Origin of the sequence: Microbacterium sp. che218 (assembly GCF_040436305.1) — a bacterium.
Classification (GTDB): Bacteria; Actinomycetota; Actinomycetes; order Actinomycetales; family Microbacteriaceae; genus Microbacterium; species Microbacterium algihabitans.
Window position 1 is genome coordinate 353,541 of sequence record NZ_AP031501.1, and the last position, 22,773, is coordinate 376,313.

Annotated in this window: 29 protein-coding genes and 2 tRNA genes; 16 read left to right on the forward strand and 15 right to left on the reverse strand. The window is 70.0% G+C overall.

Annotated elements, in window-relative coordinates; all coding sequences use genetic code 11:
* Nucleotides 1-57 precede the first annotated feature (57 nt).
* The 6 genes from gatC to ABXS86_RS01645 all read left to right on the forward strand — a co-directional run bounded on the left by gatC (nucleotide 58) and on the right by ABXS86_RS01645 (nucleotide 5,813).
* Nucleotides 58-357, forward strand: coding sequence for an Asp-tRNA(Asn)/Glu-tRNA(Gln) amidotransferase subunit GatC (gene gatC, locus ABXS86_RS01620; protein ID WP_058231460.1), 300 nt, complete (start codon nucleotides 58-60; stop codon nucleotides 355-357).
* Nucleotides 354-1,886 carry an Asp-tRNA(Asn)/Glu-tRNA(Gln) amidotransferase subunit GatA gene (gene gatA / locus ABXS86_RS01625; RefSeq protein WP_353665410.1) on the forward strand — a complete coding sequence of 511 codons (1,533 nt, stop codon included), beginning with the start codon at nucleotides 354-356 and terminating at the stop codon, nucleotides 1,884-1,886. The genes gatC and gatA overlap by 4 nt, the downstream gene beginning before the upstream one ends.
* Nucleotides 1,886-3,403, forward strand: coding sequence for an Asp-tRNA(Asn)/Glu-tRNA(Gln) amidotransferase subunit GatB (gene gatB, locus ABXS86_RS01630; RefSeq protein ID WP_353665411.1), 1,518 nt, complete (start codon nucleotides 1,886-1,888; stop codon nucleotides 3,401-3,403). The genes gatA and gatB overlap by 1 nt, the downstream gene beginning before the upstream one ends.
* 201 nt (nucleotides 3,404-3,604) lie before the next feature.
* On the forward strand, nucleotides 3,605-4,861 hold the full coding sequence (locus ABXS86_RS01635) for a DNA polymerase IV (RefSeq protein WP_307211449.1): 1,257 nt from the start codon (nucleotides 3,605-3,607) through the stop codon (nucleotides 4,859-4,861).
* 63 nt (nucleotides 4,862-4,924) lie between these two features.
* Entirely contained in the window at nucleotides 4,925-5,245 is a 321-nt protein-coding gene (locus ABXS86_RS01640; RefSeq protein ID WP_076675934.1) for a hypothetical protein, read from the forward strand.
* Nucleotides 5,220-5,813, forward strand: coding sequence for a hypothetical protein (locus ABXS86_RS01645; protein ID WP_353665412.1), 594 nt, complete (start codon nucleotides 5,220-5,222; stop codon nucleotides 5,811-5,813). The genes ABXS86_RS01640 and ABXS86_RS01645 overlap by 26 nt, the downstream gene beginning before the upstream one ends.
* A gap of 19 nt (nucleotides 5,814-5,832) precedes the next feature.
* Here ABXS86_RS01645 and ABXS86_RS01650 read toward each other — a convergent pair whose 3' ends face one another.
* Genes ABXS86_RS01650 through ABXS86_RS01660 form a run of 3 tightly spaced genes read right to left on the reverse strand, consistent with a single transcriptional unit; the run spans nucleotide 5,833 to nucleotide 6,958 of the window.
* A complete protein-coding gene (locus tag ABXS86_RS01650) occupies nucleotides 5,833-6,315 on the reverse strand; it encodes a DUF2017 family protein (protein WP_353665413.1) in 483 nt (160 codons plus the stop codon).
* Nucleotides 6,312-6,611, reverse strand: a complete 300-nt coding sequence (gene clpS, locus ABXS86_RS01655; protein WP_307211442.1) for an ATP-dependent Clp protease adapter ClpS — start codon at nucleotides 6,609-6,611, stop codon at nucleotides 6,312-6,314. Before clpS ends, ABXS86_RS01650 begins: the two co-directional genes overlap by 4 nt.
* Nucleotides 6,611-6,958 carry a metallopeptidase family protein gene (locus ABXS86_RS01660; RefSeq protein ID WP_316001335.1) on the reverse strand — a complete coding sequence of 116 codons (348 nt, stop codon included), beginning with the start codon at nucleotides 6,956-6,958 and terminating at the stop codon, nucleotides 6,611-6,613. The genes clpS and ABXS86_RS01660 overlap by 1 nt, the downstream gene beginning before the upstream one ends.
* Before the next feature lie 197 nt (nucleotides 6,959-7,155).
* Here ABXS86_RS01660 and ABXS86_RS01665 point away from each other — a divergent pair, with 197 nt between their 5' ends.
* On the forward strand, nucleotides 7,156-7,602 hold the full coding sequence (locus ABXS86_RS01665; protein ID WP_307211440.1) for a winged helix-turn-helix transcriptional regulator: 447 nt from the start codon (nucleotides 7,156-7,158) through the stop codon (nucleotides 7,600-7,602).
* On the opposite strand, the gene ABXS86_RS01670 is transcribed toward ABXS86_RS01665, so the two are convergent.
* The 3 genes from ABXS86_RS01670 to orn all read right to left on the reverse strand — a co-directional run bounded on the left by ABXS86_RS01670 (nucleotide 7,583) and on the right by orn (nucleotide 9,205).
* Entirely contained in the window at nucleotides 7,583-8,272 is a 690-nt protein-coding gene (locus ABXS86_RS01670; protein WP_353665414.1) for an SDR family NAD(P)-dependent oxidoreductase, read from the reverse strand. The two genes, ABXS86_RS01665 and ABXS86_RS01670, sit on opposite strands and share 20 nt — an antisense overlap.
* A 194-nt stretch (nucleotides 8,273-8,466) precedes the next feature.
* A tRNA-His gene (locus tag ABXS86_RS01675) sits at nucleotides 8,467-8,542 on the reverse strand.
* A 36-nt stretch (nucleotides 8,543-8,578) separates the two neighbouring features.
* Nucleotides 8,579-9,205: an oligoribonuclease gene (orn, locus tag ABXS86_RS01680; RefSeq protein ID WP_353665415.1), complete on the reverse strand. Its 627-nt coding sequence runs from the start codon at nucleotides 9,203-9,205 to the stop codon at nucleotides 8,579-8,581.
* Between the two features lie 91 nt (nucleotides 9,206-9,296).
* Between orn and ABXS86_RS01685 the strand changes: the two genes are divergently transcribed.
* On the forward strand, nucleotides 9,297-9,602 hold the full coding sequence (locus ABXS86_RS01685; RefSeq protein WP_353665416.1) for a hypothetical protein: 306 nt from the start codon (nucleotides 9,297-9,299) through the stop codon (nucleotides 9,600-9,602).
* Nucleotides 9,603-9,865: 263 nt separating this feature from the next.
* On the opposite strand, the gene ABXS86_RS01690 is transcribed toward ABXS86_RS01685, so the two are convergent.
* Nucleotides 9,866-10,081, reverse strand: a complete 216-nt coding sequence (locus ABXS86_RS01690) for a hypothetical protein (protein ID WP_353665417.1) — start codon at nucleotides 10,079-10,081, stop codon at nucleotides 9,866-9,868.
* A gap of 36 nt (nucleotides 10,082-10,117) precedes the next feature.
* Nucleotides 10,118-10,190: transfer RNA gene (locus ABXS86_RS01695), tRNA-Arg, on the reverse strand.
* Between the two features lie 104 nt (nucleotides 10,191-10,294).
* Here ABXS86_RS01695 and ABXS86_RS01700 point away from each other — a divergent pair.
* Entirely contained in the window at nucleotides 10,295-10,504 is a 210-nt protein-coding gene (locus ABXS86_RS01700; protein ID WP_154096540.1) for a methyltransferase, read from the forward strand.
* Between the two features lie 87 nt (nucleotides 10,505-10,591).
* Here ABXS86_RS01700 and ABXS86_RS01705 read toward each other — a convergent pair whose 3' ends face one another.
* Nucleotides 10,592-11,200: a YczE/YyaS/YitT family protein gene (locus ABXS86_RS01705; RefSeq protein ID WP_353665418.1), complete on the reverse strand. Its 609-nt coding sequence runs from the start codon at nucleotides 11,198-11,200 to the stop codon at nucleotides 10,592-10,594.
* A gap of 61 nt (nucleotides 11,201-11,261) precedes the next feature.
* Here ABXS86_RS01705 and ABXS86_RS01710 point away from each other — a divergent pair, with 61 nt between their 5' ends.
* Complete coding sequence (locus tag ABXS86_RS01710) at nucleotides 11,262-12,680, forward strand: PLP-dependent aminotransferase family protein (protein WP_353665419.1); 1,419 nt, start codon at nucleotides 11,262-11,264, stop codon at nucleotides 12,678-12,680.
* Nucleotides 12,681-12,685: 5 nt separating this feature from the next.
* On the opposite strand, the gene ABXS86_RS01715 is transcribed toward ABXS86_RS01710, so the two are convergent.
* Nucleotides 12,686-12,943 (reverse strand): hypothetical protein, encoded by a 258-nt coding sequence (locus ABXS86_RS01715; RefSeq protein WP_186325583.1) that lies wholly within the window; start codon nucleotides 12,941-12,943, stop codon nucleotides 12,686-12,688.
* A 205-nt stretch (nucleotides 12,944-13,148) separates the two neighbouring features.
* Here ABXS86_RS01715 and ABXS86_RS01720 point away from each other — a divergent pair, with 205 nt between their 5' ends.
* The 4 genes from ABXS86_RS01720 to ABXS86_RS01735 all read left to right on the forward strand — a co-directional run bounded on the left by ABXS86_RS01720 (nucleotide 13,149) and on the right by ABXS86_RS01735 (nucleotide 16,533).
* The gene (locus tag ABXS86_RS01720) at nucleotides 13,149-13,667 is read left to right on the forward strand and encodes a single-stranded DNA-binding protein (RefSeq protein ID WP_353665420.1); all 519 of its coding nucleotides are present in this window, start codon (nucleotides 13,149-13,151) and stop codon (nucleotides 13,665-13,667) included.
* 91 nt (nucleotides 13,668-13,758) lie between these two features.
* On the forward strand, nucleotides 13,759-14,265 hold the full coding sequence (locus ABXS86_RS01725; RefSeq protein ID WP_353665421.1) for a DUF6993 domain-containing protein: 507 nt from the start codon (nucleotides 13,759-13,761) through the stop codon (nucleotides 14,263-14,265).
* Nucleotides 14,266-14,324: 59 nt separating this feature from the next.
* Nucleotides 14,325-16,004, forward strand: coding sequence for an energy-dependent translational throttle protein EttA (gene ettA / locus ABXS86_RS01730; RefSeq protein ID WP_144835008.1), 1,680 nt, complete (start codon nucleotides 14,325-14,327; stop codon nucleotides 16,002-16,004).
* A complete protein-coding gene (locus ABXS86_RS01735; RefSeq protein ID WP_307211422.1) occupies nucleotides 15,997-16,533 on the forward strand; it encodes an acyl-CoA thioesterase in 537 nt (178 codons plus the stop codon). The genes ettA and ABXS86_RS01735 overlap by 8 nt, the downstream gene beginning before the upstream one ends.
* Before the next feature lie 116 nt (nucleotides 16,534-16,649).
* On the opposite strand, the gene ABXS86_RS01740 is transcribed toward ABXS86_RS01735, so the two are convergent.
* Nucleotides 16,650-17,519 (reverse strand): acyl-CoA thioesterase, encoded by an 870-nt coding sequence (locus ABXS86_RS01740; RefSeq protein WP_353665422.1) that lies wholly within the window; start codon nucleotides 17,517-17,519, stop codon nucleotides 16,650-16,652.
* A gap of 54 nt (nucleotides 17,520-17,573) precedes the next feature.
* Here ABXS86_RS01740 and ABXS86_RS01745 point away from each other — a divergent pair, with 54 nt between their 5' ends.
* Both ABXS86_RS01745 and ABXS86_RS01750 read left to right on the forward strand, forming a co-directional pair.
* Nucleotides 17,574-18,242, forward strand: coding sequence for a hypothetical protein (locus ABXS86_RS01745; RefSeq protein ID WP_353665423.1), 669 nt, complete (start codon nucleotides 17,574-17,576; stop codon nucleotides 18,240-18,242).
* Nucleotides 18,243-18,432: 190 nt separating this feature from the next.
* Nucleotides 18,433-19,260, forward strand: a complete 828-nt coding sequence (locus tag ABXS86_RS01750; protein WP_353665424.1) for a cation-transporting ATPase — start codon at nucleotides 18,433-18,435, stop codon at nucleotides 19,258-19,260.
* On the opposite strand, the gene ABXS86_RS01755 is transcribed toward ABXS86_RS01750, so the two are convergent.
* The 4 genes from ABXS86_RS01755 to ABXS86_RS01770 all read right to left on the reverse strand — a co-directional run bounded on the left by ABXS86_RS01755 (nucleotide 19,261) and on the right by ABXS86_RS01770 (nucleotide 22,717).
* Nucleotides 19,261-19,710 carry a globin gene (locus ABXS86_RS01755; RefSeq protein ID WP_353665425.1) on the reverse strand — a complete coding sequence of 150 codons (450 nt, stop codon included), beginning with the start codon at nucleotides 19,708-19,710 and terminating at the stop codon, nucleotides 19,261-19,263.
* Entirely contained in the window at nucleotides 19,707-20,948 is a 1,242-nt protein-coding gene (locus ABXS86_RS01760) for a mechanosensitive ion channel family protein (protein WP_353665426.1), read from the reverse strand. Before ABXS86_RS01760 ends, ABXS86_RS01755 begins: the two co-directional genes overlap by 4 nt.
* A gap of 63 nt (nucleotides 20,949-21,011) precedes the next feature.
* The gene (locus ABXS86_RS01765) at nucleotides 21,012-21,809 is read right to left on the reverse strand and encodes an ABC transporter permease (protein ID WP_353665427.1); all 798 of its coding nucleotides are present in this window, start codon (nucleotides 21,807-21,809) and stop codon (nucleotides 21,012-21,014) included.
* Nucleotides 21,806-22,717 (reverse strand): ABC transporter ATP-binding protein, encoded by a 912-nt coding sequence (locus tag ABXS86_RS01770; protein WP_353665428.1) that lies wholly within the window; start codon nucleotides 22,715-22,717, stop codon nucleotides 21,806-21,808. Before ABXS86_RS01770 ends, ABXS86_RS01765 begins: the two co-directional genes overlap by 4 nt.
* Nucleotides 22,718-22,773 lie beyond the last annotated feature (56 nt).

The window sequence follows — 22,773 nt, forward strand, 5'->3', positions numbered from 1 at the left end:
CAGCCTACGGGTGGGTCCTCGGCGGGGACCGGAGCTCGCGCGAACTAGACTCGTGGGGTGTCTGAAATCACTCCTGATCTCGTGCGCCATCTCGGTGTGCTCGCCCGGATCCAGTTGAGCGACGAGGAGGTCCAGAGCCTCACCGGCCAGCTGGATGCCATCGTCGACAACATCGCGAAGGTGTCCGAGGTGGCCACGCCCGACGTCGTCGCGACGAGCCACCCGATCCCGCTCGAGAACGTCTTCCGCCCCGACGTCGTGCAGCAGCAGCTCACGCGCGAGCAGGTGCTGCAGAACGCCCCCGACCAGGCCGACGGCCGATTCCGCGTGACCGCGATCCTGGGAGAAGAGCAGTGACCGACCTCACCCGTCTGACAGCGGCGGATCTCGCAGCCAAGCTCGCCTCGTCCGAGGTCTCGAGCGTCGAGGCCACGCAGGCCCACCTCGACCGCATCGCCGCCGTGGACGGCGACGTGCACGCGTTCCTGCACGTGAGCGACCACGCCCTCGAGGTCGCGGCCGACATCGACCGCCGCCGCGCGGCGGGAGAGCAGCTGCACGAGCTCGCCGGCGTTCCGCTCGCGGTCAAGGACGTGCTCGTCACCACCGACATGCCCTCCACCAGCGGGTCGAAGATCCTCGAGGGCTACATGTCGCCCTACGACGCCACGGTCGTCGCGCGCTCGCGCGCCGCGGGCCTCGTGCCGCTGGGCAAGACCAACATGGACGAGTTCGCGATGGGCTCCTCCACCGAGTTCTCCGCCTACGGCCCCACCCGCAACCCGTGGGACCTCGACCGGATTCCGGGCGGCTCCGGTGGTGGGTCGGCCGCGGCCGTCGCCGCGTTCGAGGCGCCGCTCGCCCTCGGCTCCGACACGGGTGGCTCGATCCGCCAGCCCGCGCACGTCACCGGCACGGTCGGCGTCAAGCCCACCTACGGCGGAGTGAGCCGTTACGGCGCGATCGCCCTGGCATCCAGCCTCGACCAGGTCGGCCCGGTCACGCGCACGGTGCTCGACGCGGGTCTGCTGCATGACGTCATCGGCGGTCACGACGCGAACGACTCGACCTCGCTGTCCGACGCGTGGCCCTCGTTCGCCGCCGCAGCCCGCGAGGGTGCGACCGGCGAGGTCCTCAAGGGCCTCAAGGTCGGCGTCATCCGCGAGCTCGACGACCGCGGCTTCCAGAAGGGCGTGTCGGACTCGTTCCGCGCGTCGCTGGCGGCCATGGAGGCGCAGGGCGCCGAGATCATCGAGATCAGCGCCCCGCACTTCGAGTACGGCGTCGCCGCGTACTACCTGATCCTCCCCGCCGAGGCCTCGAGCAACCTCGCGAAGTTCGACTCGGTGCGCTTCGGCATGCGGGTCAACCCGCAGGGTGCCGCCACGGTCGAGAACGTGATGGCGGCGACGCGCGACGCGGGCTTCGGTCCCGAGGTCAAGCGCCGTATCATCCTCGGCACATACGCCCTGTCGGCCGGTTACTACGACGCCTATTACGGCAGCGCGCAGAAGGTCCGCACGCTCATCCAGCACGACTTCGACGCCGCGTTCTCGCAGGTCGACGTCATCGCGACGCCGTCGGCGCCGACCACGGCCTTCCGCCTCGGCGAGAAGATCGACGACCCGCTGCAGATGTACCTCAACGACGTGACCACGATCCCCGCGAACCTCGCGGGCGTGCCCGGGATCTCGGTGCCGAGCGGTCTGGCGGAAGAAGACGGCCTGCCCGTCGGCATCCAGTTCCTCGCCCCCGCCCGCGAGGACGCCCGTCTCTACCGTGTCGGCGCAGCCCTCGAAGCGCTGCTCGTCGACCAGTGGGGTGGCCCGCTGCTCGATAAGGCACCCTCCCTTCGACAGGCTCAGGGACCGGAAGGAACGCTCTGATGGCGAAAGACGCACTCATGGACTTCGACGAGGCGCTCGAGATGTTCGAGCCCGTCCTCGGTTTCGAGGTGCACGTCGAGCTCAACACCGCGACCAAGATGTTCTCGGCCGCGCCCAACCCGGCGAACGAGGCCCACCACGGTGCCGAGCCGAACACGCTCGTCGCTCCCGTCGACATGGGTCTTCCCGGTGCCCTGCCCGTGGTGAACGCCGAGGCGATCCGCTCGTCGATCAGTTTGGGCCTCGCCCTCGGTTGCTCGATCGCGCCGTCGAGCCGCTTCGCGCGGAAGAACTACTTCTACCCCGACCTCGGCAAGAACTACCAGATCTCGCAGTACGACGAGCCGATCGCGTTCGAGGGCTCGGTCGAGGTCGAGCTCGAAGACGGCACCATCGTGACCGTGCCGATCGAGCGCGCGCACATGGAAGAAGACGCCGGCAAGCTCACCCACATGGGTGGGGCGACCGGTCGCATCCAGGGCGCGGAGTACTCGCTGGTCGACTACAACCGCGCAGGCGTGCCGCTCGTCGAGATCGTCACGAAGCCGATCTTCGGCGCGGAGCACGCAGCCCCCGCGCTGGCGAAGGCCTACGTCGCGACCATCCGCGACATCGTGCGAGGGCTCGGCATCTCGGAAGCCAAGCTCGAGCGCGGAAACCTCCGCTGCGACGCGAACGTCTCGCTGCGCCCTCGTGGCCAGGAGAAGCTCGGCACGCGCACCGAGACCAAGAACGTGAACTCCATGCGTTCGGTCGAGCGTGCGGTGCGCTACGAGATCCAGCGTCAGGCCGCGATCCTCGCCAAGGGCGGGACGATCACGCAGGAGACGCGTCACTGGCACGAGGACACCGGTCGCACCTCTCCGGGGCGTCCGAAGTCGGATGCCGACGACTACCGCTACTTCCCCGAGCCCGACCTGCTGCCGGTCGTGCCCGCACCCGAGCTGATCGAGGAGCTGCGCGCCGCACTCCCTGAGCCGCCGGCTGCGCGCCGTCGCCGACTGAAGGGCGAGTGGGGCTTCACCGACCTCGAGTTCCAGGACGTCGCCAACGGCGGCCTGCTCGACGCCGTGGCCGACACGATCGCCGCGGGAGCCGCTCCGGCCTCGGCCCGCAAGTGGTGGACGGGTGAGATCACCCGCGTCGCCAACGCGCAGGAGCGCGACGCCGCCAACCTCGTGTCGCCCGAGAACGTCGCTGCGCTGCAGAAACTGATCGACGCCGGCACCCTCACCGACAAGCTCGCGCGCCAGGTGCTCGAGGGCGTCATCGCCGGAGAGGGCACCCCGCAAGAGGTGGTCGACGCCCGCGGTCTGGCCGTGGTCTCCGACGACGGGGCGCTCATCGCGGCGATCGACGAAGCCCTCGTCGCTCAGCCCGACGTGCTCGCGAAGATCCGCGACGGCAAGGTGCAGGCCGCCGGTGCCGTCATCGGCGCGGTCATGAAGGCCATGAAGGGCCAGGCCGACGCCGCGCGCGTGCGCGAACTCGTGCTGGAGCGCGCCGCCGCTCTGTAATCGACACCGGATGCCACGGCACCGCGCCCCGCGAGGGGTGGGGCCGTGGCATCCGTCGTCTCCGGGCGGGGGTGCGTGCGCATCGTCGGTGATTCGCGCACGCTCAGCGGATTCCGCGCGATGCGGGCTGACACCGTGCGGATCGCTGAGCCTGCGCGGGCGTCGGGGCCGATGTCGGAGGTCCGGGGGAGAATGGATGCCATGGGACGAGGTGACGGAACGGGGCGCATCGTCTCGCGCCCCGACGCCGACGACACGGGCACCGGCATCCTGCACGTCGACATGGACGCGTTCTTCGCCTCGGTCGCCGTGCTCGACGATCCGTCGCTCGCCGGCAAGCCGCTCATCATCGGCGGGTCCGAGGGTCGTGGCGTCGTCTCGAGCGCCTCATACGAGGCCCGCCGCTACGGCGTGAAGTCGGCGATGCCGGTGGCGATCGCGCTGCGCATGTGTCCGACCGCGATCGTCGTCAATCCGCCGTACCACCGCTACACCGAGATGTCGCGGCAGGTCATGGCGATCTTCCACGACGTCACCCCGCTGGTCGAGCCTCTCTCGATCGACGAGGCCTTCCTCGACGTCCGTGGTGCGCGGCGGCTGTGGGGGAGCCCGGGAACGATCGCCCGCGACCTGCGGGCCCGGGTGAAGGCAGAGACGGGCCTGACGTGCAGCATCGGGGTCGCGGCGACCAAGCACGTCGCCAAGATGGCCTCCACGATCTCCAAACCCGATGGGCTGCTCGTGGTGGCCGAGGCCGACACCGAGGCGTTCCTGCGCCCGCGTTCGGTCCGCGCGCTGTGGGGGGTGGGGCCCAAGGCCGCCGAGGCGCTGGAGTCCCGCGGCATCCGGCTCATCTCCGACATCCTCGACACCCCGCGTCCCGCGCTCGATCGGGTTCTCGGCCCCGCGATGGGCGAGCGCATCTGGCACCTCTCGCGCGGCATCGACGCCCGCGAGGTGCACACGGGGCGCTCCGAGAAGAGCATCGGGCACGAAGAGACGTTCCACACCGACATCTCCGACACCCGCACGCTGCACGTCGAACTCCGCCGGCTCGCCGATCGCGTGGGCGCGCGCCTGCGGACGCAGCAGTACGAGGCGTCGACGATCTCGATCAAGGTGCGCTTCTCCGACTTCACCACCCTGAGCCGCTCACGCACGCTGCCTGAGCCCACCTCGGTCGGCCAGCGCATCGGCGACGCCGCCATCGAGCTGTTCGACGCCATCGACCGACGCCAGGCCGTGCGCCTGGTGGGTGTGCGCGGAGAGAAGCTCAAGCCGGCGGCGATGGCCGCCACCCTGTGGGACGACGACGCCGAGTGGCGCCGCGTCGAAGGAGCTCTCGATGACGCCACGACGCGCTTCGGCCGGGGCGCCGTCACTCGCGGGTCGCTGCTCGGGCCGTCGCGCGGCGGGGGAGCCCTCCCCACCAACCCCCGGCCCTCGTACGACCACTGACACGCGGACCGCGGTCGCGCAACGCCCCTCGGCGCTCCGACGCCGGGCCGCTACGGTGGAGCCATGCCCAACATCGCTTTGGAACTCGGCAAGCAGGCCACCAGCTTCGGCGTCACCTCCGCCTACGGCGAGCAGCAGGACGTCGACGGCGTCCGCATCGTCCCCGTCGCCCTCACCTGGGCCGGGTACGGCGGCGGCTCCGACGAGCAGGGCAACGGCGGCGGCGGTGGCGGCGGATACACGCTCCCGCTCGGCGCCTACATCCGTCGCGGCGACGACCTGCGGTTCGACCCGAACCTCGTGTCGCTGCTCGCCGTTGGCATCCCGTTCGTGTGGGTGGCCGGTCGCGCCCTCAGCCGTGTCATCCGCGCCCTCAAGAAGTAAAGCGGACCCTCTCGACGACGCTCTCACCGCGGCCGTGGCCGCGATGTCGTCGCGCGTCGTCGAGATCGGCGCGTCGAATCCGGTCGTCGTCATCGACGGTCGCAGCGGAGCTGGCAAGAGTTCACTCGCCCGTCGCCTCGTGGCCGCGTGGCCGGGGCGCGGGCGGGTGCAGATGGTCGCCCTCGACGACGTCTATCCCGGGTGGGACGGCCTCGCCGCGGGCGCTGACTACGCTCGCGAGACGATCCTCCTCCCGCACGCCCGCGGACTGCTCGGCGTCTGGGAGCGATGGGACTGGGAGCTCGGCGAGCGTGCCGAGGCCTACGCGATCGACCCGTCCCTTCCGCTCGTCGTCGAGGGGTCGGGGCTCCTGACTCCGGAGGTGGCCCGGTTGGCCGACCTCACCGTGTGGGTCGAGGCACCGACCGATTCCCGGCGCACGCGAGCACTCGCACGTGACGGCGAGACCTACCGCCCGCATTGGGACCGATGGGCCGCGCAAGAAGACGCGCACCTCGCCGCGCACGACCCTGCGGCCCGCGCCGGGCTCCGGGTGCGCCTGCCCTGACGTTCGACCGGGGAGCGCCTCAGCGTCGGTCGAGCGCCGTCATCAGCCCGTCGAGGCGGTAGCCGATCCAGTCGTACACCCCGAAGCGCGGATCGTCGGGGTGATGGTCGTCTTCGGTCCGGATGCCGAGACGCGTGGCCAGCACGAGTCGCAGCGCCGACAGCGTCCGCATCCAGGCGAGGGCCTCGGTCTCGCCGAGAGCGATGGTGATCGTCGCGTCGGGATCGTCTTCGGTCGAGCGGTCGCCGCCATCGAGGCCGAGCGTCTGCAGGAGCACCGCGGCATCCTGAGCCCGCCTCTCGAGCAGGTCGCCCCCCGTCAGCCGGCGGAACTCGCGACTCGCGGCCTCGTCGTCGGGGTAGGCGTCGGGCAGCAACCGCGCGACGGCGGGGTCGTCATCAGCCTGCGAGTCGGCCAGCAGGTCGCGGAACTGGCCCACGATCCCGGCGAGATGGAGGGCTTCGAGACCACTGATCTCGAGCACGACGATCCGCTCGCTCACGAGGGGTCCTTCCTGACGGTGGCCCAGAGGCCGAAGTCGTGCATTGCCTGCACGTGCGCCTCCATGACCTCGCGCGGACCGCGTGCGACGACGGCATGACCGTCGTGGTGCACAGCGAGCATGAGGCGGTGGGCGGTGGGAGTGTCGAACCCGAAGTAGGTGCGGAAGACGTGGCTCACGTAGCTCATGAGGTTCACCGGGTCGTTCCAGACGACGGTCTGCCACGACGACGGCGGCTCGGGGGTCGTCTGCTGATCGCGCTCGATGTCGAGATCGGGCGTCGCGAGCGGGGCCATCACGCCCACCCCAATTCGTGCAGTCGGTCGTCGTCGATTCCGTAGAAGTGTGCGATCTCGTGCACGAGGGTGGTGTGGATCTCGTCGCGCAGCGCAGTCTCGTCGTCGCACACCGCGAGGTGCGGTTCGCGGTACAGGATGATGCGGTCGGGGAGCTCGCCGACGCCGTAACGATCGCGTTCGGTGAGGGCCCAGCCGTCGTACAGCCCGAGCAGATCGAGCGATCCGTCTTCCGGGCGGTCCTCGACGACGAACACGACGTTGTCGAGGCCGTCGACCATGTCGTCGGGAAGCCGATCGAGTTCGTCGACGACCAGGGCCTCGAATGCGTCAGCATCGAGCTGCAGGGTCGCGGGCGCGTCGACGTCGTCGTGCACGGCGGGCCTCCCGGGGTCTTCGGCCGTTCCAGCGGATGCCGCGGGCGCGAGCCATGGCATCCGGTTTCGATTCTACGGGCGCGGGAGGCCGATGCGCCGGAGATCGGCCTCGTTACGCACCGATCGTGCGGATAGGCTCGAAGGAGACGTCGACGGAAGGGATAGCCATGGCGGCGAAGCGGGCGATCAGCGGACTCTGCCGTGACTGGCCCGCCGAGAGCGCGTTCATCCGCGAGGTGTTGGACCGTATCGGTGACAAGTGGACGATGCTGGTGGTCAGCACGCTCGGCGAGCAGTCGCTGCGCTATTCCGACCTGCACGCGAGTGTTCCGGGCATCTCGCAACGCATGCTCACCGTGACGCTGAAGGCCCTCGAGCGCGACGGCCTTGTCACCCGAACGGCGTACGCCGAGGTACCCCCGCGCGTGGAGTACGAACTCACCGACCTCGGACGCTCGCTGGGTGCCGCCGTCCGGGCGATGGCTGTGTGGGCTGCGGCGAACCACGAGGCCGTCGCGGCCAGTCGCGCAGCGCACGCCGACGGCGGCGTGGGCCGGGAGGGCGCTCGACGTGCGCGCTCCCGGCCGGGGCCCGTCATCGCTCCGGCGTCGTGACGATCAGCTCGTTCCTCGAACGGTCGGCGTAGAGCTCCCAGTAGCGTTCAGCGATGTCGCGCGCGGGGAGGAAGGGGCCTCCGAACGTCGGCTGCTCGTCGGCGATCATGAGGGCGATCGCCACATGGGCGACGAAGACGCCCGAATCGGCCAGCGAGGTGCCCACGTTGAGCGCCCAGTTGCGCAGTGCCGCAGCTCCGACGGTCACATTTCCGTATCGCGGCACCGGGTAGACCGAACCTGCTCCCGTGGTGAAGAACAGTGCGCCCGCGCCCGTCGCCAGCATCTCGGGGAGCACTTCGTCGGTCGCCGTCATCGCGCCGTAGAGGTAGTACTCGATCTGCGGCTGCACGTTCTGCGTGGTGGTCGCGCGGATGTCGACCGGCGCGAGAGGGCCGGCCGAGGCGTCGGCGGGGGAGTACTCGAGCACGTCGATGGCGCCGAACCGCTCGCGCGCCGCCGCGAGGGCCGACCGCAGGGCCGGGCGGTCGAGGACGTCGGCGGCGAACCGCGCCGCCGTCACACCCTCGGCCGCGAGCTGCGCGACGAGACCGTCGAGCGTGGTGGCGTTGCGGGCGATGAGGGCGACGTCGAACCCTTCGGCTCCGAATCGTCTCGCGAGGGCGAGCCCGAGTCCGGGTCCGGCGCCGATGATCGCGATGGTGGGCATGCGTGTTCTCCCGTTCGTGGATGGTGCCGCGTAGCGGCACCGGGGGGTGTCGGGAGCCAGTGTGCGCGGGTGCGCGGACGGGTACAAAAGGTACATCGAGGTGCCTGACACGTCCGGCTCAACGTCGAGCGGAGAAGCCGATGGCGGGGAACGACGAAGGCCCGGGAGCGATGCTCTCCGGGCCTTCGTGGGGTTGGGGTGGCTAACGGGACTTGAACCCGCGGCCCCCGCGACCACAACGCGGTGCTCTACCAACTGAGCTATAGCCACCATGTGTCTGCCGCAGCAGACAACTGAACGATTATGTCATACGTCCAGTGCGAACGACGACACGGCCGAGGCCGAGACGGCCTTCGCTTCGTCGCTCGTGGGGCCCGGCTGCGGCACGAAGACCGCGGCGCGGTAGTAGGCGAGCTCGCGGATCGACTCGAGGATGTCGGCCAGGGCGCGGTGCCCGCCGTTCTTCTTCGGAGCCTGGAAGTAGGCGCGCGGGTACCACCGGCGCGACAGCTCTTTGATGCTCGAAACGTCGACGTTGCGGTAGTGCAGCCAGCGGTCGACGCGCGGCATGTACTTCGCGAGGAACATGCGGTCGGTGCCGATCGTGTTGCCGGCCAGTGGCGCCTTGCCCTCGATCGGAGCGAAGCGCTGGATGTACTCGAGCACCTGGAACTCGGCGTCTGCCAAGCTCACGCCGTGGGGGATCTCGTCGAGCAGGCCCGACGAACGGTGCATCTCGGTGACGAACTCGCCCATGTTGGCGAGGGCCGAGGCGTCGGGCTTGATGACGATCTGGAACCCGGGCTCGAGCACGTTCAGCTCGAAATCGGTGATGACGACGGCGATCTCGACCAGTTCGTCGACGGCCAGGTCGAGGCCTGTCATCTCGCAGTCGATCCAGACGAGCCGGTCGTTCTCGGAGGCGTTTACCATCCCCACATCCTACTGACGGGGTACGACATCGGATCTGGTCCCCCAGACACGATTCGAACGTGTGACCGGCGTCCCGACCTATGCTGCGATGGTGCGCGATGACACCCAGCAGGCGGAGCTCCAAAGGCGACGACGGTCTCTGGTCCTGTCGGCGATCTTCCACGGCCTCGCATTCACGATCATGACAGCGCTCCTCACTTTCCGGATTGCGGCGGGAAATGCAGTCACCCCCGTCGTTTTTGTGGGCGGCTTCCTGGTCGTCATGGAGCTCGTCCTGTTCGTCTGGGCGCTGCAACAGATTCGCCGGCGGACTCAGCCCGGTGACCGGATCGTTGACGTCCGGGCGATCGCGCCGGGACGGCTGCTCAACCGCGAGGTCGACAAGCGCGAAAAGTAGTCTCCGCCCATGGACAAGGCGTCGCTGCTCTTCACCGCCGGTGTGATCCCCTTGTGAGCGGCCACCATCGCATTCGCAGGCGCAGGTTGGTGGTCGGCTGCTCTGTGCGCCGGAGCCGCCGCCGGGGCTGTGCTTCTCCTGTCGCGCCGTGCTGCTGCGGAGCGAGGCATGCCGCACGACCATGGCGCTGATGACCAGGGGCTCTAGCTTCTGATGCACCGCGTGGTGCCAGAGCTCATCGCCTGACCCCATCGGAGAAGCGCTCAGCCACCACGGGCGCTGGATTCCTCCTCGCGCGGTATGACCGGCGGGTTGTAGAAGCATGTCGCGAAAACCACAGCGAGGCCGGCGATGTGGAGCGCAAACCCGACAGTGCGCCACGGCCCTTCGCACAGATAGCCGAGGATCATGCCACCGACCCATGCGACGATGCCGCAGGTGATGAACAGGCGCTTGATGAGAGTGCGGGGATTGTTCACCGCGCGGAGCCTCCTCAGGCTCGATGTGGGACAACGTCCCCCAGACACGATTCGAACGTGTGACCGGCGGATTAGAAGGCCGCTGCTCTATCCACTGAGCTACTGGGGGTCGGCGACCAGGATATCGCCCGGCGCTCCCGCGCGTGCGCCAGCCCCTGGCGGACACCGCCGCGGCGGGCGTACTCTCCCGGCAACGAGAGCAAAGGAGCACTCATGTCAGACACCGTGACCAAGCGCCTCTGGGTGGCCTACGGCCCGGCGGGCGTCGTCGGGAAGATCCAACGGGATGCCGAGGGCTTCAGCGTCCACATGGCGGGCAAGGACGAGCGGCTGGGCGTCTACCCCACGATGGAGATCGCGAAGAGCGCCCTTCACTCGCACCTCAAGCCTGGCAGCGACCGGCCGGAGTTCCGGGAGCACTGAGAGACGGGCGCCTCGTCCGTGCCGTAGTCGCCGGGCGGGGCGCCCCCCTGCCTGCGTCGCACGCCGACGGTGTCGCCTCGTGCCGCGTCAGACCCGCGCCGCGCGGGTGGCCCGGGGTGCGGGCTTCGGGGCGGCGAGCAAGGGCATTGCGATGTGGACGAGGGGGCCGATCCCGAGCGCGAAGACGACGGTGCCGATGCCCACCGTGCCGCCCAGGAGCCATCCGAGCACGAGGACGGATCCCTCGACTGACAGGCGGCACGCCCAGATCGGCCAGCCGAAGCGGGCGTGCATGCCGGTCATCAGTCCGTCTCGCGGTCCGGGGCCGAAGTGGGCTCCGATGTAGAGACCGGAGGCGAAGGCCACAGTCACGACGCCGGCGACGAGCATGAGCACCTGCAGCCACAGCACGTCGGGGTGGGGGAGGACCCCCAGTGCGAACTGGATGCTCGTGCCCACCAACAGGATGTTGGCGACCGTGCCGACGCCGGGCTTCTGACGCAGCGGGATCCAGAGCAGCAGGACGCACAGGCCGATGATGTTGGTCACCCATCCGATGCCGATCCCCGTCACGCGGGAGACACCCTCGGCGAACACGGTCCACGGGTCGACACCGAGGCCGGCGGCGATGGTGAAGGCGCAGCCGACGCCGTAGAGGACCAGGCCGACGAAGAGACGGGTGATGCGGGATGCCATGGAGAGATCCAATCACGCGATTGGATTCAAGACACGAGGCCAATTCCGATAATCTGGCCGCATGGACTCGCGCATCTCGGCTCGTACCCTCGCATCCGCCCTTGGAGGATGGCGGGGAAGTGGTCCTGCCTACGAGGCGCTGGCAGACGGCATCCGCCTCCTCTGCCTCGACAATAGGCTCGCCCCCTCGACGGCGCTGCCCGCCGAACGTGAGCTCGCCGCCGCCCTTCACCTCAGCCGGACGACGGTCGCGGCCGCGTATCGCAGTCTGCGCGACTCCGGGCACATCGAGAGTCTGCGCGGGAGCGGAAGCGTGACCCTGCCCCTGCGACGCACGGACCCCGGTCGGCACGACACCGACGACGTGGCCATCGACCTGCAACAGGCGAGCCCTGCCGCCTGGCCCGGCCTTCCCGCCATCGTGCAGGAGGTGATGCAGGATGCGCCGGCCCTGGTCGCACGCATCGGATACGACGTCGTGGGCGACCTCGGGCTGCGGCAGGCGATCGCCGACCACTACGCCCATCGAGGGCTCGCGACCACACCCGACCAGATCCTCGTGACGACGGGCGCGCAGAGCGCGATCCATTTGATCGCGTCGGTCCTGGTGGGCCGCGCCGACCGGGTCATGCTCGAGACGCCCACCTACCCGCACGCGGCCGACGCCTTCCGCCGGGTCGGAGCGCGCCTGATCGGTGTGCCGGTGGACCCGGGGTCGGGGTGGGATCTCGAGCGCGCCGAGCAGAGCTTCGCCCGCGCGCTGCCCACGCTCGCCTATCTCATGCCCGATTTTCAGAACCCGACGGGGCGGACGATGACCGCCTCGGAGTCCAACGCCTTTCTCACGGGGGCGCGCTCCGCGGGCACCGTTCTCGTGCTCGATGAGACCACCGCCCAGCTCGACATCGATCGCGGCTCGGGATCTGCGCCGTTCGGTGACGATGATCGGATCGTGCGCGTGGGATCCCTCGGAAAGACGGTGTGGGGAGGGCTGCGCGTGGGGTGGGTGCGCGCGGCGCCCGAGATCGTGCGCCGCTTGGCCAGTGGCAGACCCGTGCACGACTTGGGAACTCCCGAGATCGAACAGGCGATCGCGGCGCGCATCGTGCCGCGACTGGACGAGATCGCTCGCCAGCGGGGAGAACTGCTGCGCGCCGGACGCGACACCTTGGTGGCGGGGCTGCGGACACTGCTGCCGGAGTGGCAGGTGCCCGATGTCAGTGGCGGCGTCTCGCTGTGGGTCGGCCTCGGCGACCCGCTGAGCACCCCTCTCGTGATGAACGCCCGGGCCCGCGGGCTCGCACTGTCGGCGGGATCGCGGTTCGCCGTGGAGGGCGGCCACGATCGCCACCTGCGCGTGCCCTTCACCGCAGCCCCCGCCGCTCTCGAACAGGCCGCGCGCATTCTGCGCGACGCGTGGGATGACGTGCGCGGGGGACGGACGGCTGCTCCGCGCGAGGACTTCGCCACCGTCGTCTGACGCAGTCATCGCGCGTAGCGCAGGCATTCGACGGCGTCGCTCGACGACCAGAACTCGCCGAGTCTGCGGAAGCTGCCCGAGGCCGTGTGGAAGCGCTCGGCCGCGTACCGCCAGCCGCCGTCGGCCGCGATCGCGCGGATGTGGCCCACGACGATGCCGCGCGGATCGGCGATGCGCCACAGGCCCGCGGCGACGTGGGTCGCCGCGCCCCACCCGGCCGGGCGCGGTGCCGGGGCGAGGTCGTTCCAGAGTGCGGTGCTCATGGCCGTCACGGTAGACCGAACCTCCGACATCGCTCGTCGCGCGGTCGATGGACGCTTCTCCCCGCTGGACGGATCGTTCGGGTTATCCACAGATCGGCGGTTTCCCTCGGCGGCGCCCTCGTCGCTGCCGTCAGTCTTGCCGTGGCTCCGGCACCCGTCGGGCACACGGGTGCCGGAGCGCACACCACGACGAGAGGACACACGCATGAGCGATCACATCACCCTGGTGGGTAACATCACGGGCGAGTTGGACCAGCGGGCGACACGCGGGGGCGAGACCATCGCCGCGTTCCGGCTGGCGGTGGGCGAGCGAAAGCTCGACCGGGAGCGCGGAGAGTGGGTGGACGGTCACACCAACTTCTACAACGTCCCGGTCTTCGGCGACCTGGGCGCGCATGCGCTCACCTCTCTGCGCAAGGGGCAGCGGGTGATCCTCACGGGGAGACTGCGGGTGCGCGAGTGGGAGAACGAGACCAAACGAGGGGTGAGCGCCGACGTCGTCGTCGACGCCATCGGTCACGACCTGCGCTGGGGGACCTCCCAGTTCTCGCGCACGCCGCGCCCGCAGGCGGCGGTCGAACCGTCGGCGCACACGGCGACCGGCGCAACCGACGCCGACGGCTGGGCGGTTCCGGGCGCGGAGGCGGAGAGCACGCCGTCCGATGCCGGCGAATCGAGGCAGCCGGCGCTCGTGAGTGCGGAGGGGGGAGCAGGCCCGTTCTGAGGGCTGCGGCGGCGACGGGGACGGCGGCGAGGCGGCGGCGACGACGAAGGCACGGACGGGGCCGCTCGGGCGTATCCGTAGACTCGACCGCGTGGCTCGCCTTCTCGCTCGTCCTGTCGCCGTCCTCGCCCTCGCGGCCGCGCTGGGTCTCGCCGGCTGCACCGCGTCGCCCGCACCCGAGGCCGTGACCACGCCGGACGCCGCACCTCCGGTCGCCAGTGCCGCACCGACCGACGGGAGCACGTCCTCGTCGGCTCCTTCGGCCGACGCCTCGACCTCCGCGAGCGCTGCCGCCGCCGAGTTGCCGTTGTTCACGCAGACCGTGCAATCGGTCTGGTCGGGTCCCAATCAGGTCTCGGGCCGCGCCTACATCGACGCCCTGGTGAGTGCCGGCTTCGACAAGTCGGCGATGCAGGTCACCGCCGATGCGACGACGGTGGGCAACCCCGCCGAGAGCATCACCTTCTCGGTGCGCCTGGGCGATGAGTGCCTGGTCGGCCAGGTCGGTCCGTCGATCGGCAACCCCGTCACCTCGGTGCTGCCCGCCCTGTCGTCGGGTGGATGCCTGATCGGACAGACGCGCGCCATCAACTGGTGAGTGGGGCGGCCCCCGCTCTCGTCGGTGCGCGGCGTCACCGCCCCTAGACTGGAACGGATATGGCCGAATACATCTACTCCATGGTCCGCGCCCGCAAGGCAGTGGGCGACAAGCTGATCCTCGACGACGTCACGATGTCGTTCCTGCCCGGTGCCAAGATCGGCATGGTCGGCCCGAACGGCGCCGGTAAGTCCACGATCCTCAAGATCATGGCCGGTCTCGACACCCCCTCCAACGGCGAGGCCCGCCTGAGCCCCGGCTTTACGGTCGGCATCCTCATGCAGGAGCCCGAGCTCGACGACAGCAAGACCGTGCTCGAGAACATCCAGGACGGTGTGGCGATCAAGCCCAAGCTCGATCGTTTCAACGAGATCTCCGCCCTCATGGCCGACCCCGACGCCGACTTCGACGCGCTGCTCGCCGAGATGGGCACGCTGCAGGAGGAGATCGACGCCGCCGACGGATGGGACCTCGACTCCCAGCTCGAGCAGGCCATGGCCGCTCTGCGCACGCCCCCGGGCGACGCCTCGGTCGTCCCGCTGTCGGGTGGTGAGCGCCGCCGTGTCGCGCTCGCGAAGCTGCTGCTGCAGAAGCCCGACCTGCTGCTCCTCGACGAGCCCACCAACCACCTCGACGCCGAGAGCGTGCTCTGGCTCGAGCAGCACCTCCAGGCCTACAAGGGTGCGGTCATCGCGATCACCCACGACCGGTACTTCCTCGACAACGTCGCGGAATGGATCGCCGAGGTCGACCGCGGCCACCTGTACCCCTACGAGGGCAACTACTCGACCTACCTCGAGAAGAAGGGCCAGCGGCTCGAGGTCCAGGGCAAGAAGGATGCCAAGCTCGCCAAGCGCCTCAAGGAAGAACTCGAGTGGGTGCGCTCCAACGCCAAGGGTCGACAGGTCAAGTCGAAGGCCCGCCTCGCCCGTTACGAGGAGATGGCCGCCGAGGCCGAGCGCACGCGCAAGTTGGACTTCGACGAGATCCAGATCCCCGCGGGTCCGCGTCTCGGCGGTATCGTGATCGACGCCAAGAAGCTCGAAAAGCGCTTCGGCGACCGCTCGCTCATCAGCAACCTGAGCTTCAACCTGCCGCCGAACGGCATCGTCGGTGTGATCGGCCCCAACGGTGTCGGTAAGACGACGCTGTTCAAGACGATCGTCGGCCTCGAGCCCCTCGACGGCGGATCGCTGAAGATCGGCGAGACCGTCAAGATCAGCTACGTCGACCAGTCGCGCGCCAACATCGACCCCGAGAAGACGCTGTGGGAGGTCGTGTCCGACGGACTCGACATCATCACCGTCGGCAAGACCGAAATCCCTTCACGCGCCTATGTCTCGAAGTTCGGGTTCAAGGGCCCCGACCAGCAGAAGAAGGCGGGCGTGCTCTCCGGTGGTGAGCGCAACCGCCTGAACCTGGCGATGACGCTGAAAGAGGGCGGCAACCTCCTGCTGCTCGACGAACCCACCAACGACCTCGACGTCGAGACCCTGAGCTCGCTCGAGAACGCGCTGCTCGAGTTCCCCGGTTGCGCCGTGGTCATCACGCACGACCGGTGGTTCCTCGACCGCATCGCGACGCACATCCTCGCCTACGAAGGCACCGAGGAGCACCCCGATCAGTGGCACTGGTTCGAGGGCAACTTCGAGGCCTATGAGGCAAACAAGGTCGAGCGTCTCGGTGCCGACGCCGCCAACCCGTCGCGGTCCACCTACCGCAAGCTCACGCGTGACTGACGCGAGCACCCCCAGCGAGGGTTCGGCTTCGGCCGGGCCCTCGCGGCTGCACGTTCCGATCCACCTCCGGTGGGGCGACCTCGACGCGCTCGGACACGTCAACAACACGTCGATGCTTAAGCTGCTCGAAGAAGCGCGCCTCCGCGCCTTCTGGCGCGGCGACGGCGAGGGCGAAGCGCTCCCCACGGCCGTGTTCGACATGAGCGTGCTCGAGAGCGGCGGAGAACGCGCGACGCTCATCGCCCGGCAGGAGATCGAGTATCTCCGCCCGGTCCCGTACAGCCAGCGTCCCCTCGACGTGCGCATGTGGATCGGTGCGATGGGCGGCTCGAGCGCCGACATCTGCTTCGAGGTCTACAGCCCCGCCGGCGACGCAGCCCCCGTGCTCTATGCACGTGCGACCGCCGTCGTCGTGCTCGTCGACACCGCCAGCGGTCGTCCCATCCGCTGGAGCGAGACCGAACGTGCGGCCTGGGGCCCCTATGTCGGCGACCCCATCGAATACCGCCGGCGCTCCAGCAAGGGCTGACGTCCGCGGCACGGATCCCGCGAGACGCTGACCCACGCGAGTCGGGGCGTCGACGTCAGCGCCGCGATCGTTGAAAGATCCCGGATGCCGTGAGGCAGCGGCATCCGGAAGCTCGATCACTCGCGCGGGACGCGCACCATGACCTCTTGGGCGACGCTCGCGACGAGGACGCCCTCGCGGGTGTAGATGCGTCCGGTCGACAGGCCGCGGCCGCCGCGGGCGTTGGGCGACTCCTGCACGTAGAGCAGCCAGTCGTCGACGCGGGCCGCCCGATGCCACCACATCGCGTGGTCGAGGCTCGCGACGCGCAGACCCGGAGCGCTCCACGCGACGCCGTGCGCGCGCAGGATGGTCTCTTGAATGGTCAGATCGCTGAGGTAGGCGAGGGCCGCGCGATGCACGGCCGGGTCGTCGCCGACCGTGCGACGCAGCTTCATCCACACGGCCTGTCGGGGGACGTGCGGTCCCTCGACCGTCGCGTACACGGACGACCCGACGTGACGCACGTCGACCGGGCTCTCCGAGAGGAGGCGGCGGCTGATCGGATGCAGGCTCTCGGCGTCGACCGGCGCGGTGTCTTCGGGCTGCGGGATGCCCTCGGGCATCGGCTCGAAGTGCTCGAGGCCGGGGTCTTCGTCTTGGAACGACGCGATCATGGAGAAGATCGGGACTCCGGCCTGGAACGCCTGGGTGCGACGAGTCGAGAACGAGCGCCCGTCGTGGATGCGGTCGACCGAGAACGTGATGCCGTCGGCGGGATCGCCGGGCCGCAGGAAGTATCCGTGCATCGAGTGCACCGTGCGCTCGGGTGGCAAGGTGCGAGAGGCCGCCACGATCGTCTGGGCGAGCACCTGCCCGCCGTAGACGCGGCCGGTGGGCATGGCCTGCGACACGCCCGTGAAGATGTCTTCGGTGGTCCGGGCGCCGGCGTCGCGGAGGTCGAGCACCGCGAGCAGAGACGCCACGGGATCGATGGCGTCGGTCACGCTGACTCCCGTTCCGGCGCGGCGAGGTGCGCACCACTTGCTAGTTTAGAGCGGGTGTCCGCCCGCCTGTTATTCCCCGACCCGCAGGCGGCAGCCGACCTGCTCACCTTCGCCAGTCGCACGATCCGTCTCGGTGACGGAACGGTGCGTCTGCGCGCACGCGGCGGTGTGCTCGTGACGACCGCTGCGCCGCTCGCTCCCCGTGGACTGATGGACAGTACGCCCACTGTTCTCGGGTTGCGGGTCTCGGCCATCGACCCCGAGCTCGAGTGCGATGTCGTCGTCGACGCGTCGGCGCTTCTGCCCGCGGCCGACGATGCCAACGCCGTCGTGCTGCCCGATACCGCCACGTCGCCGGCGTGGGCGGGCATCTCGCCGCCGCAGGGCGGGTGGGAGCAGACGGATGCCATCGACGCCGCCGTGCTCGCCGCGCGTGCCCAGTACGGGGTCGCCGCCGTCGCCGACGCCCTCCCCGCCGACGCGGGTGAGGACGTGGTGCGGGTGATCCGCGCGCAGGTGTGGGGGCAGGCCGACGAGGCATTGGCCGGGCTGCCGCTGGGAGTGGCCTTCGCGGCCTTCGCGCTGGGCTTCATCGCCGGCGGCGAAGAGGCGCCCGTGCGCCGCAGCGGCGCGTGGACGCGCGTGAGCCTCGCCCGCGGGCACGTGCTCGTGCGTGGCCCGGTGCGCTCGGGGCTGACCGCGGTGCGCGCCACCGGCAGCTGACCCGCCCCCCGGGCGTTCGTCCAGGAAGCGCAAAGGTGGCCGCCTTACGGTGGAAGCCAGCAAGGGGAGTACTCCCGACACGGCGTATCCGTCATCACGAGTCCACGGTTGGATTCCGGGTGCGTCGGTCCGAAAGGGCGGAGGAGACCTTGACGTCGCGGCAGCATGCCGCCCGTCGAGAGGTATCCCCGTGGTCTCGTTCTCCCGTCTGTTCGACATCGCCTCGAAAGCCGCCGGCAAGGCCTCGGCCGCGAAGAGCGGCCCCTCCGCCTCCGGAAGCCGCGATTGGCGCGACATGGTCCGCTCGGCCGCCGACGCCGTGACCGGCGACGCGCGCACGCGGACCCGCGGCGCTGCTTCCGCCGACACCGCGGATCGATACGCCCCGCCCGCGGCGGGCCGCCGCACGGCATCCGGAACCGCCCTCTCACCCGACGACCGCGCCGCCATCGCGCGTTACGACTACCTGCTGCGCACGGCCGACCCCGACCGCGTCGAGCAGATGCACCGCGAGGCCTTCGCCCGGCTCACCCCGACGCAGCGCGCGCACGTGCGGGAGCGGATGGATGCCGAGCTCGCACCTCACGAGCGGCCCCGGTCCGACGCGCCCGACGACCTCGCGCGCACCGCGGCCCGGGCCGAGGCGGCGCGGCCGGGGCGCATGTCGTCCCTCCTCGCGAAGGCCGGGAAGGGGGGTCTGATCGGTGCCGGTGTCGTCGGCGCGGGCGGCCTGCTCGCCGCGGTCGCGGGAGGCGCGATCGTCAGCGCCGTCGCCGCACCCCTGCTCGCCCAGGCGATGCAGTCCGGAGTCGACTTCACGGGGCTCGCGGAGGGCGTCGACCTGGAGGCCATGGCATCCGGAGTCGATCTGACCTCTCTCGCCGAGGGAACGGGCATCGGCGAGTGGGCTGGAGGGGCGCAGGATGCCGTGTCGGGAGCGGGCGATCAGATCAGCGGGTTCGGCGAGAGCCTGTCGAACCTCGACATCCCCGGCTTCGGAGACTTCCTCGGTCGGTGATCAGTCGCTCGCGCGGACGGGCAGCCCCGTATCGGGGCGCCCGTCCTGCTGCGGGCCGATGCCCCGCGGCTCGAACGTGTTGACCATCGCGTAGGCGGCGCGCTCGAGGTAGTCCCACAGCGGCGCCTCGAACGCCGGCGGCAGGGCGATCTCGTCGACGGCGACGCGCATGTGCTGGAGCCAGCGGTCGCGCGCGTCGGGATCGACGTGGAACGGCATGTGGCGCATGCGCAGGCGCGGGTGTCCGCGCGTCTCGCTGTAGGTCGTCGGGCCACCCCAGTACTGCGCGAGGAAGAGCGTCAGCCGCTCGGCGGCGGGGCCGAGGTCTTCCTCGGGGTACATGGGCTTCAGTACCTCGTCGGAGGCGACGCCGCGGTAGAACGCGTCGACGAGTCGGCGGAAGGTGTCCATCCCACCGACCTGGTCGTAGAAGCTGACGGGCTCGGTCACGAGGTGCCTTCCTCATCGGCCCGCGTCGCCGGGGGCGTCGGCTTGGGCGCGTCGGTGCCGGGAGCGGTCTTGCCGGGGAGATCGAGGGTGGTCGTCGGGGCGGCGTCGTGCACCGGCGCCTTCGTGACCTTCGACTCGCTCGCCGCGTCGGTCTGCTCGTCGGTCGCGTCGTGCCTGTTGCGGCGCGGGCGCCACACCGGGCGACTGGCGGCGGGTGAGACCGGGGTCTCCTTCGTCTTCGGCGGGTGGGCCCCGCGCACGCTCTGCGCGCCCTCGGCCCCGGTGAGCACGATCGAGTTCAGCTGGGGGAGCGCGATGCCCATCGCATCGATCGCCCGCTTCAGCCGCGCCCGCAGCTCTCGGGCCACGTCGTCTTTCGCGCTCGAGCGGGTCTTCATGACGAGGCGGATGACGAGGGCGTCGCCGCTGATCGACTCCAGGCCCCAGATCTCGGGCTGCTCGATGATGCGCGAGCGCCACTTCGTCTCTTTGGCCATCGTCTTGGCGGCGGACAGCATCGCCTTCTCGACGTCGTCGATGTCGGCATCCACCGGCACGGCCAGGTCGATGATGACCCGCGACCAGCCCTGCGACATGTTGCCGATGCGCGTGATCTCGCCGTTGCGCACGTACCAGAGCGTGCCGTTGACGTCGCGGACGTGCGTGATGCGCACGCTGACGAACTCGACGATGCCGGTCGCGAGCCCCAGGTCGACGACGTCGCCGATTCCGATCTGGTCTTCGGCGACGATGAAGATGCCGTTCAGCACGTCTTTGACGATGTTCTGCGCGCCGAAGCCGAGGCCCGCGCCGATCGCCGCGGTGAGCAGCGTCAGAGACGCAAGCGCGTCGGGCGCGACGATGCCGGCGATCCAGACGAGCGCCACGATCACGAGGATGACGTTGACGATGTTCTGCAGGATCGTTCCGAGGGTGCGGGTGCGCTGCACCAGCCGCACGGCGCTGAGGGGCGAGCGATCGAGGGCCTGCGTGTCGTCGACACGGGCCTTGCTCTTCGCCCCGTTGACGATGCGATCGACCACGCGGCGGATGATCACGCGCAGGATCCAGGCGGCGACGGCGATCCCGATGATGATCCCGAGCACCCGCAGCAGCACTCCGCCGAAGCCCAGCAGCTGATCGCCGATCCAGGCCCAGGTGTCGAGATTTGTCAGGTCGCTGGGGGAGGTGATCGTGGGCGACGGGGACGGTTCGAGGTTTTCGGCGAGTACGAACATCGGATCCAGACTAACGACGGATGCCTCGGCGCCACCTGAGCGCCGAGGCATCCGTCGAGGGTGTCACGCGTCGCGCGAGCGCAGCGCCACCCAGCCGAGCAGCAGCGGTCCGACGACCCAGCCGGCCATCGTGAGAGCAGGTTCGAGCAAGTTCTCCGTCCCGGGGGAGGTCAGCTCGGCCGCCGCGTTGACGAGCAGGTACTTCGCCGACTCGAGCACCCACGTCCAGTCGGGACCCGCGATCGAGAACAGGCTCAGCATGATCGGCAACACGAACAGCACGCCCACGGTCGCCGCGATCGCGCCGGCGCCGCTGCGGATGAGGAAGCCGAAGCCGACGCCCAGCAGGGCGAAGGACGCCATCGAGACGACGCCCAGCGCGAGCGGAACGATCGAGTCGGCCGGCGTCGCCCAGTCGATGCCCGTGCTCGTGAACGGCGCGGTGACGACGATCGCGACGGCGTAGGTGACCACGGTGGTGGCGGCCATCGTGAGCGCGACGACGCAGGCCTTGGCCAGCAGCACGGCCCCGCGACGCGGCTCGGCGGTCAGGGTCGAGCGGATCATGCCGGTCGAGTACTCGCCGGTGACCACGATCGCGCCGAGGATGCCGGCGACCAGCATCGTGAACTGGGTGGGCGCGAGGATCACGTTCGTCGGCGCCATGCCGCCGCTCATGCCGGTGGTCGCGACGGCGATCAGCAGCGAGATGCCGACCGACATGGCGGCCGTCACCCCGAGCGACCACCAGGTCGAGCGGAGGGTGAGGATCTTGATCGCCTCGCTGCGCAGCAGGTGCGCGAAGCTCAGGCGGTGGGCGGATGCCGCGCGGCGAACCGGCGCGGGGGCGAGGGCGGTCATGCCAGCTCCTTGGTCTTGTACTCGACGGAATCGTCGGTGAGGGCGAGGTAGGCGTCTTCCAGCGAGCCGACGCGAGGCGTGAGTTCGTGCAGCGGGATGCCGTGGGCGGCGGCGATGTCGCCGACCGTCTGCGGGGTGATGCCGGTGATCTGGATCGCACCCGGCTCGACCGCCGAGATCGTGGCATCCGGCATCTTCAACGCCGCGACCAGGTCGTCGAGGCGAGGCGAGCGCACGAGCAGCGTCGTCGTCGTCCAGGTGCGCACGAGCTCCTGCAGGGGTGCGTCGGCGAGCACACGACCGCGGCCCAGCACGATGACGTGGTCGGCGGTCTGCGACATCTCGCTCATGAGGTGGCTCGACAGCAGCACGGTGCGCCCCTCGGCGGCGAGGTGCCGCACGAACTGACGCACCCAGCGCACGCCCTCGGGGTCGAGGCCGTTGACGGGCTCGTCGAGGATCAGCGTGTGCGGGTCGCCGAGCAGGGCGGCCGCGATGCCGAGGCGCTGACCCATGCCGAGCGAGAAGCCGCCCGCGCGCTTGCCGGCCACCGAGGCGATGCCCGTGAGCTCGATGACCTCGTCGACCCGGTCGCGGCCGATGCCGTGCGTCGCGGCCATGGCGCGAAGATGGTTACGGGCCGAGCGTCCCGTGTGGATCGCCTTGGCGTCGAGAAGCACGCCGACTTCGGTGAGAGGGGAGCGCAGGCTGCGGTAGTCCTGACCCGCGACCGTGACGCGTCCCGACGTGGGGCGGTCGAGGCCGACGATCATGCGCATCGTCGTCGACTTGCCCGCGCCGTTCGGGCCGAGGAAGCCGGTGACCCGCCCCGGAGGCACCGTGAACGAGACGCCGTCGACGGCGGTCTTGTCGCCGTAACGCTTGGTGAGGTTGTCTGCAACGATCATGGTGCCACGTTAGGAACGACCACCCCGTCGCCGCGTCCGCCGTGGGGATGACCCTT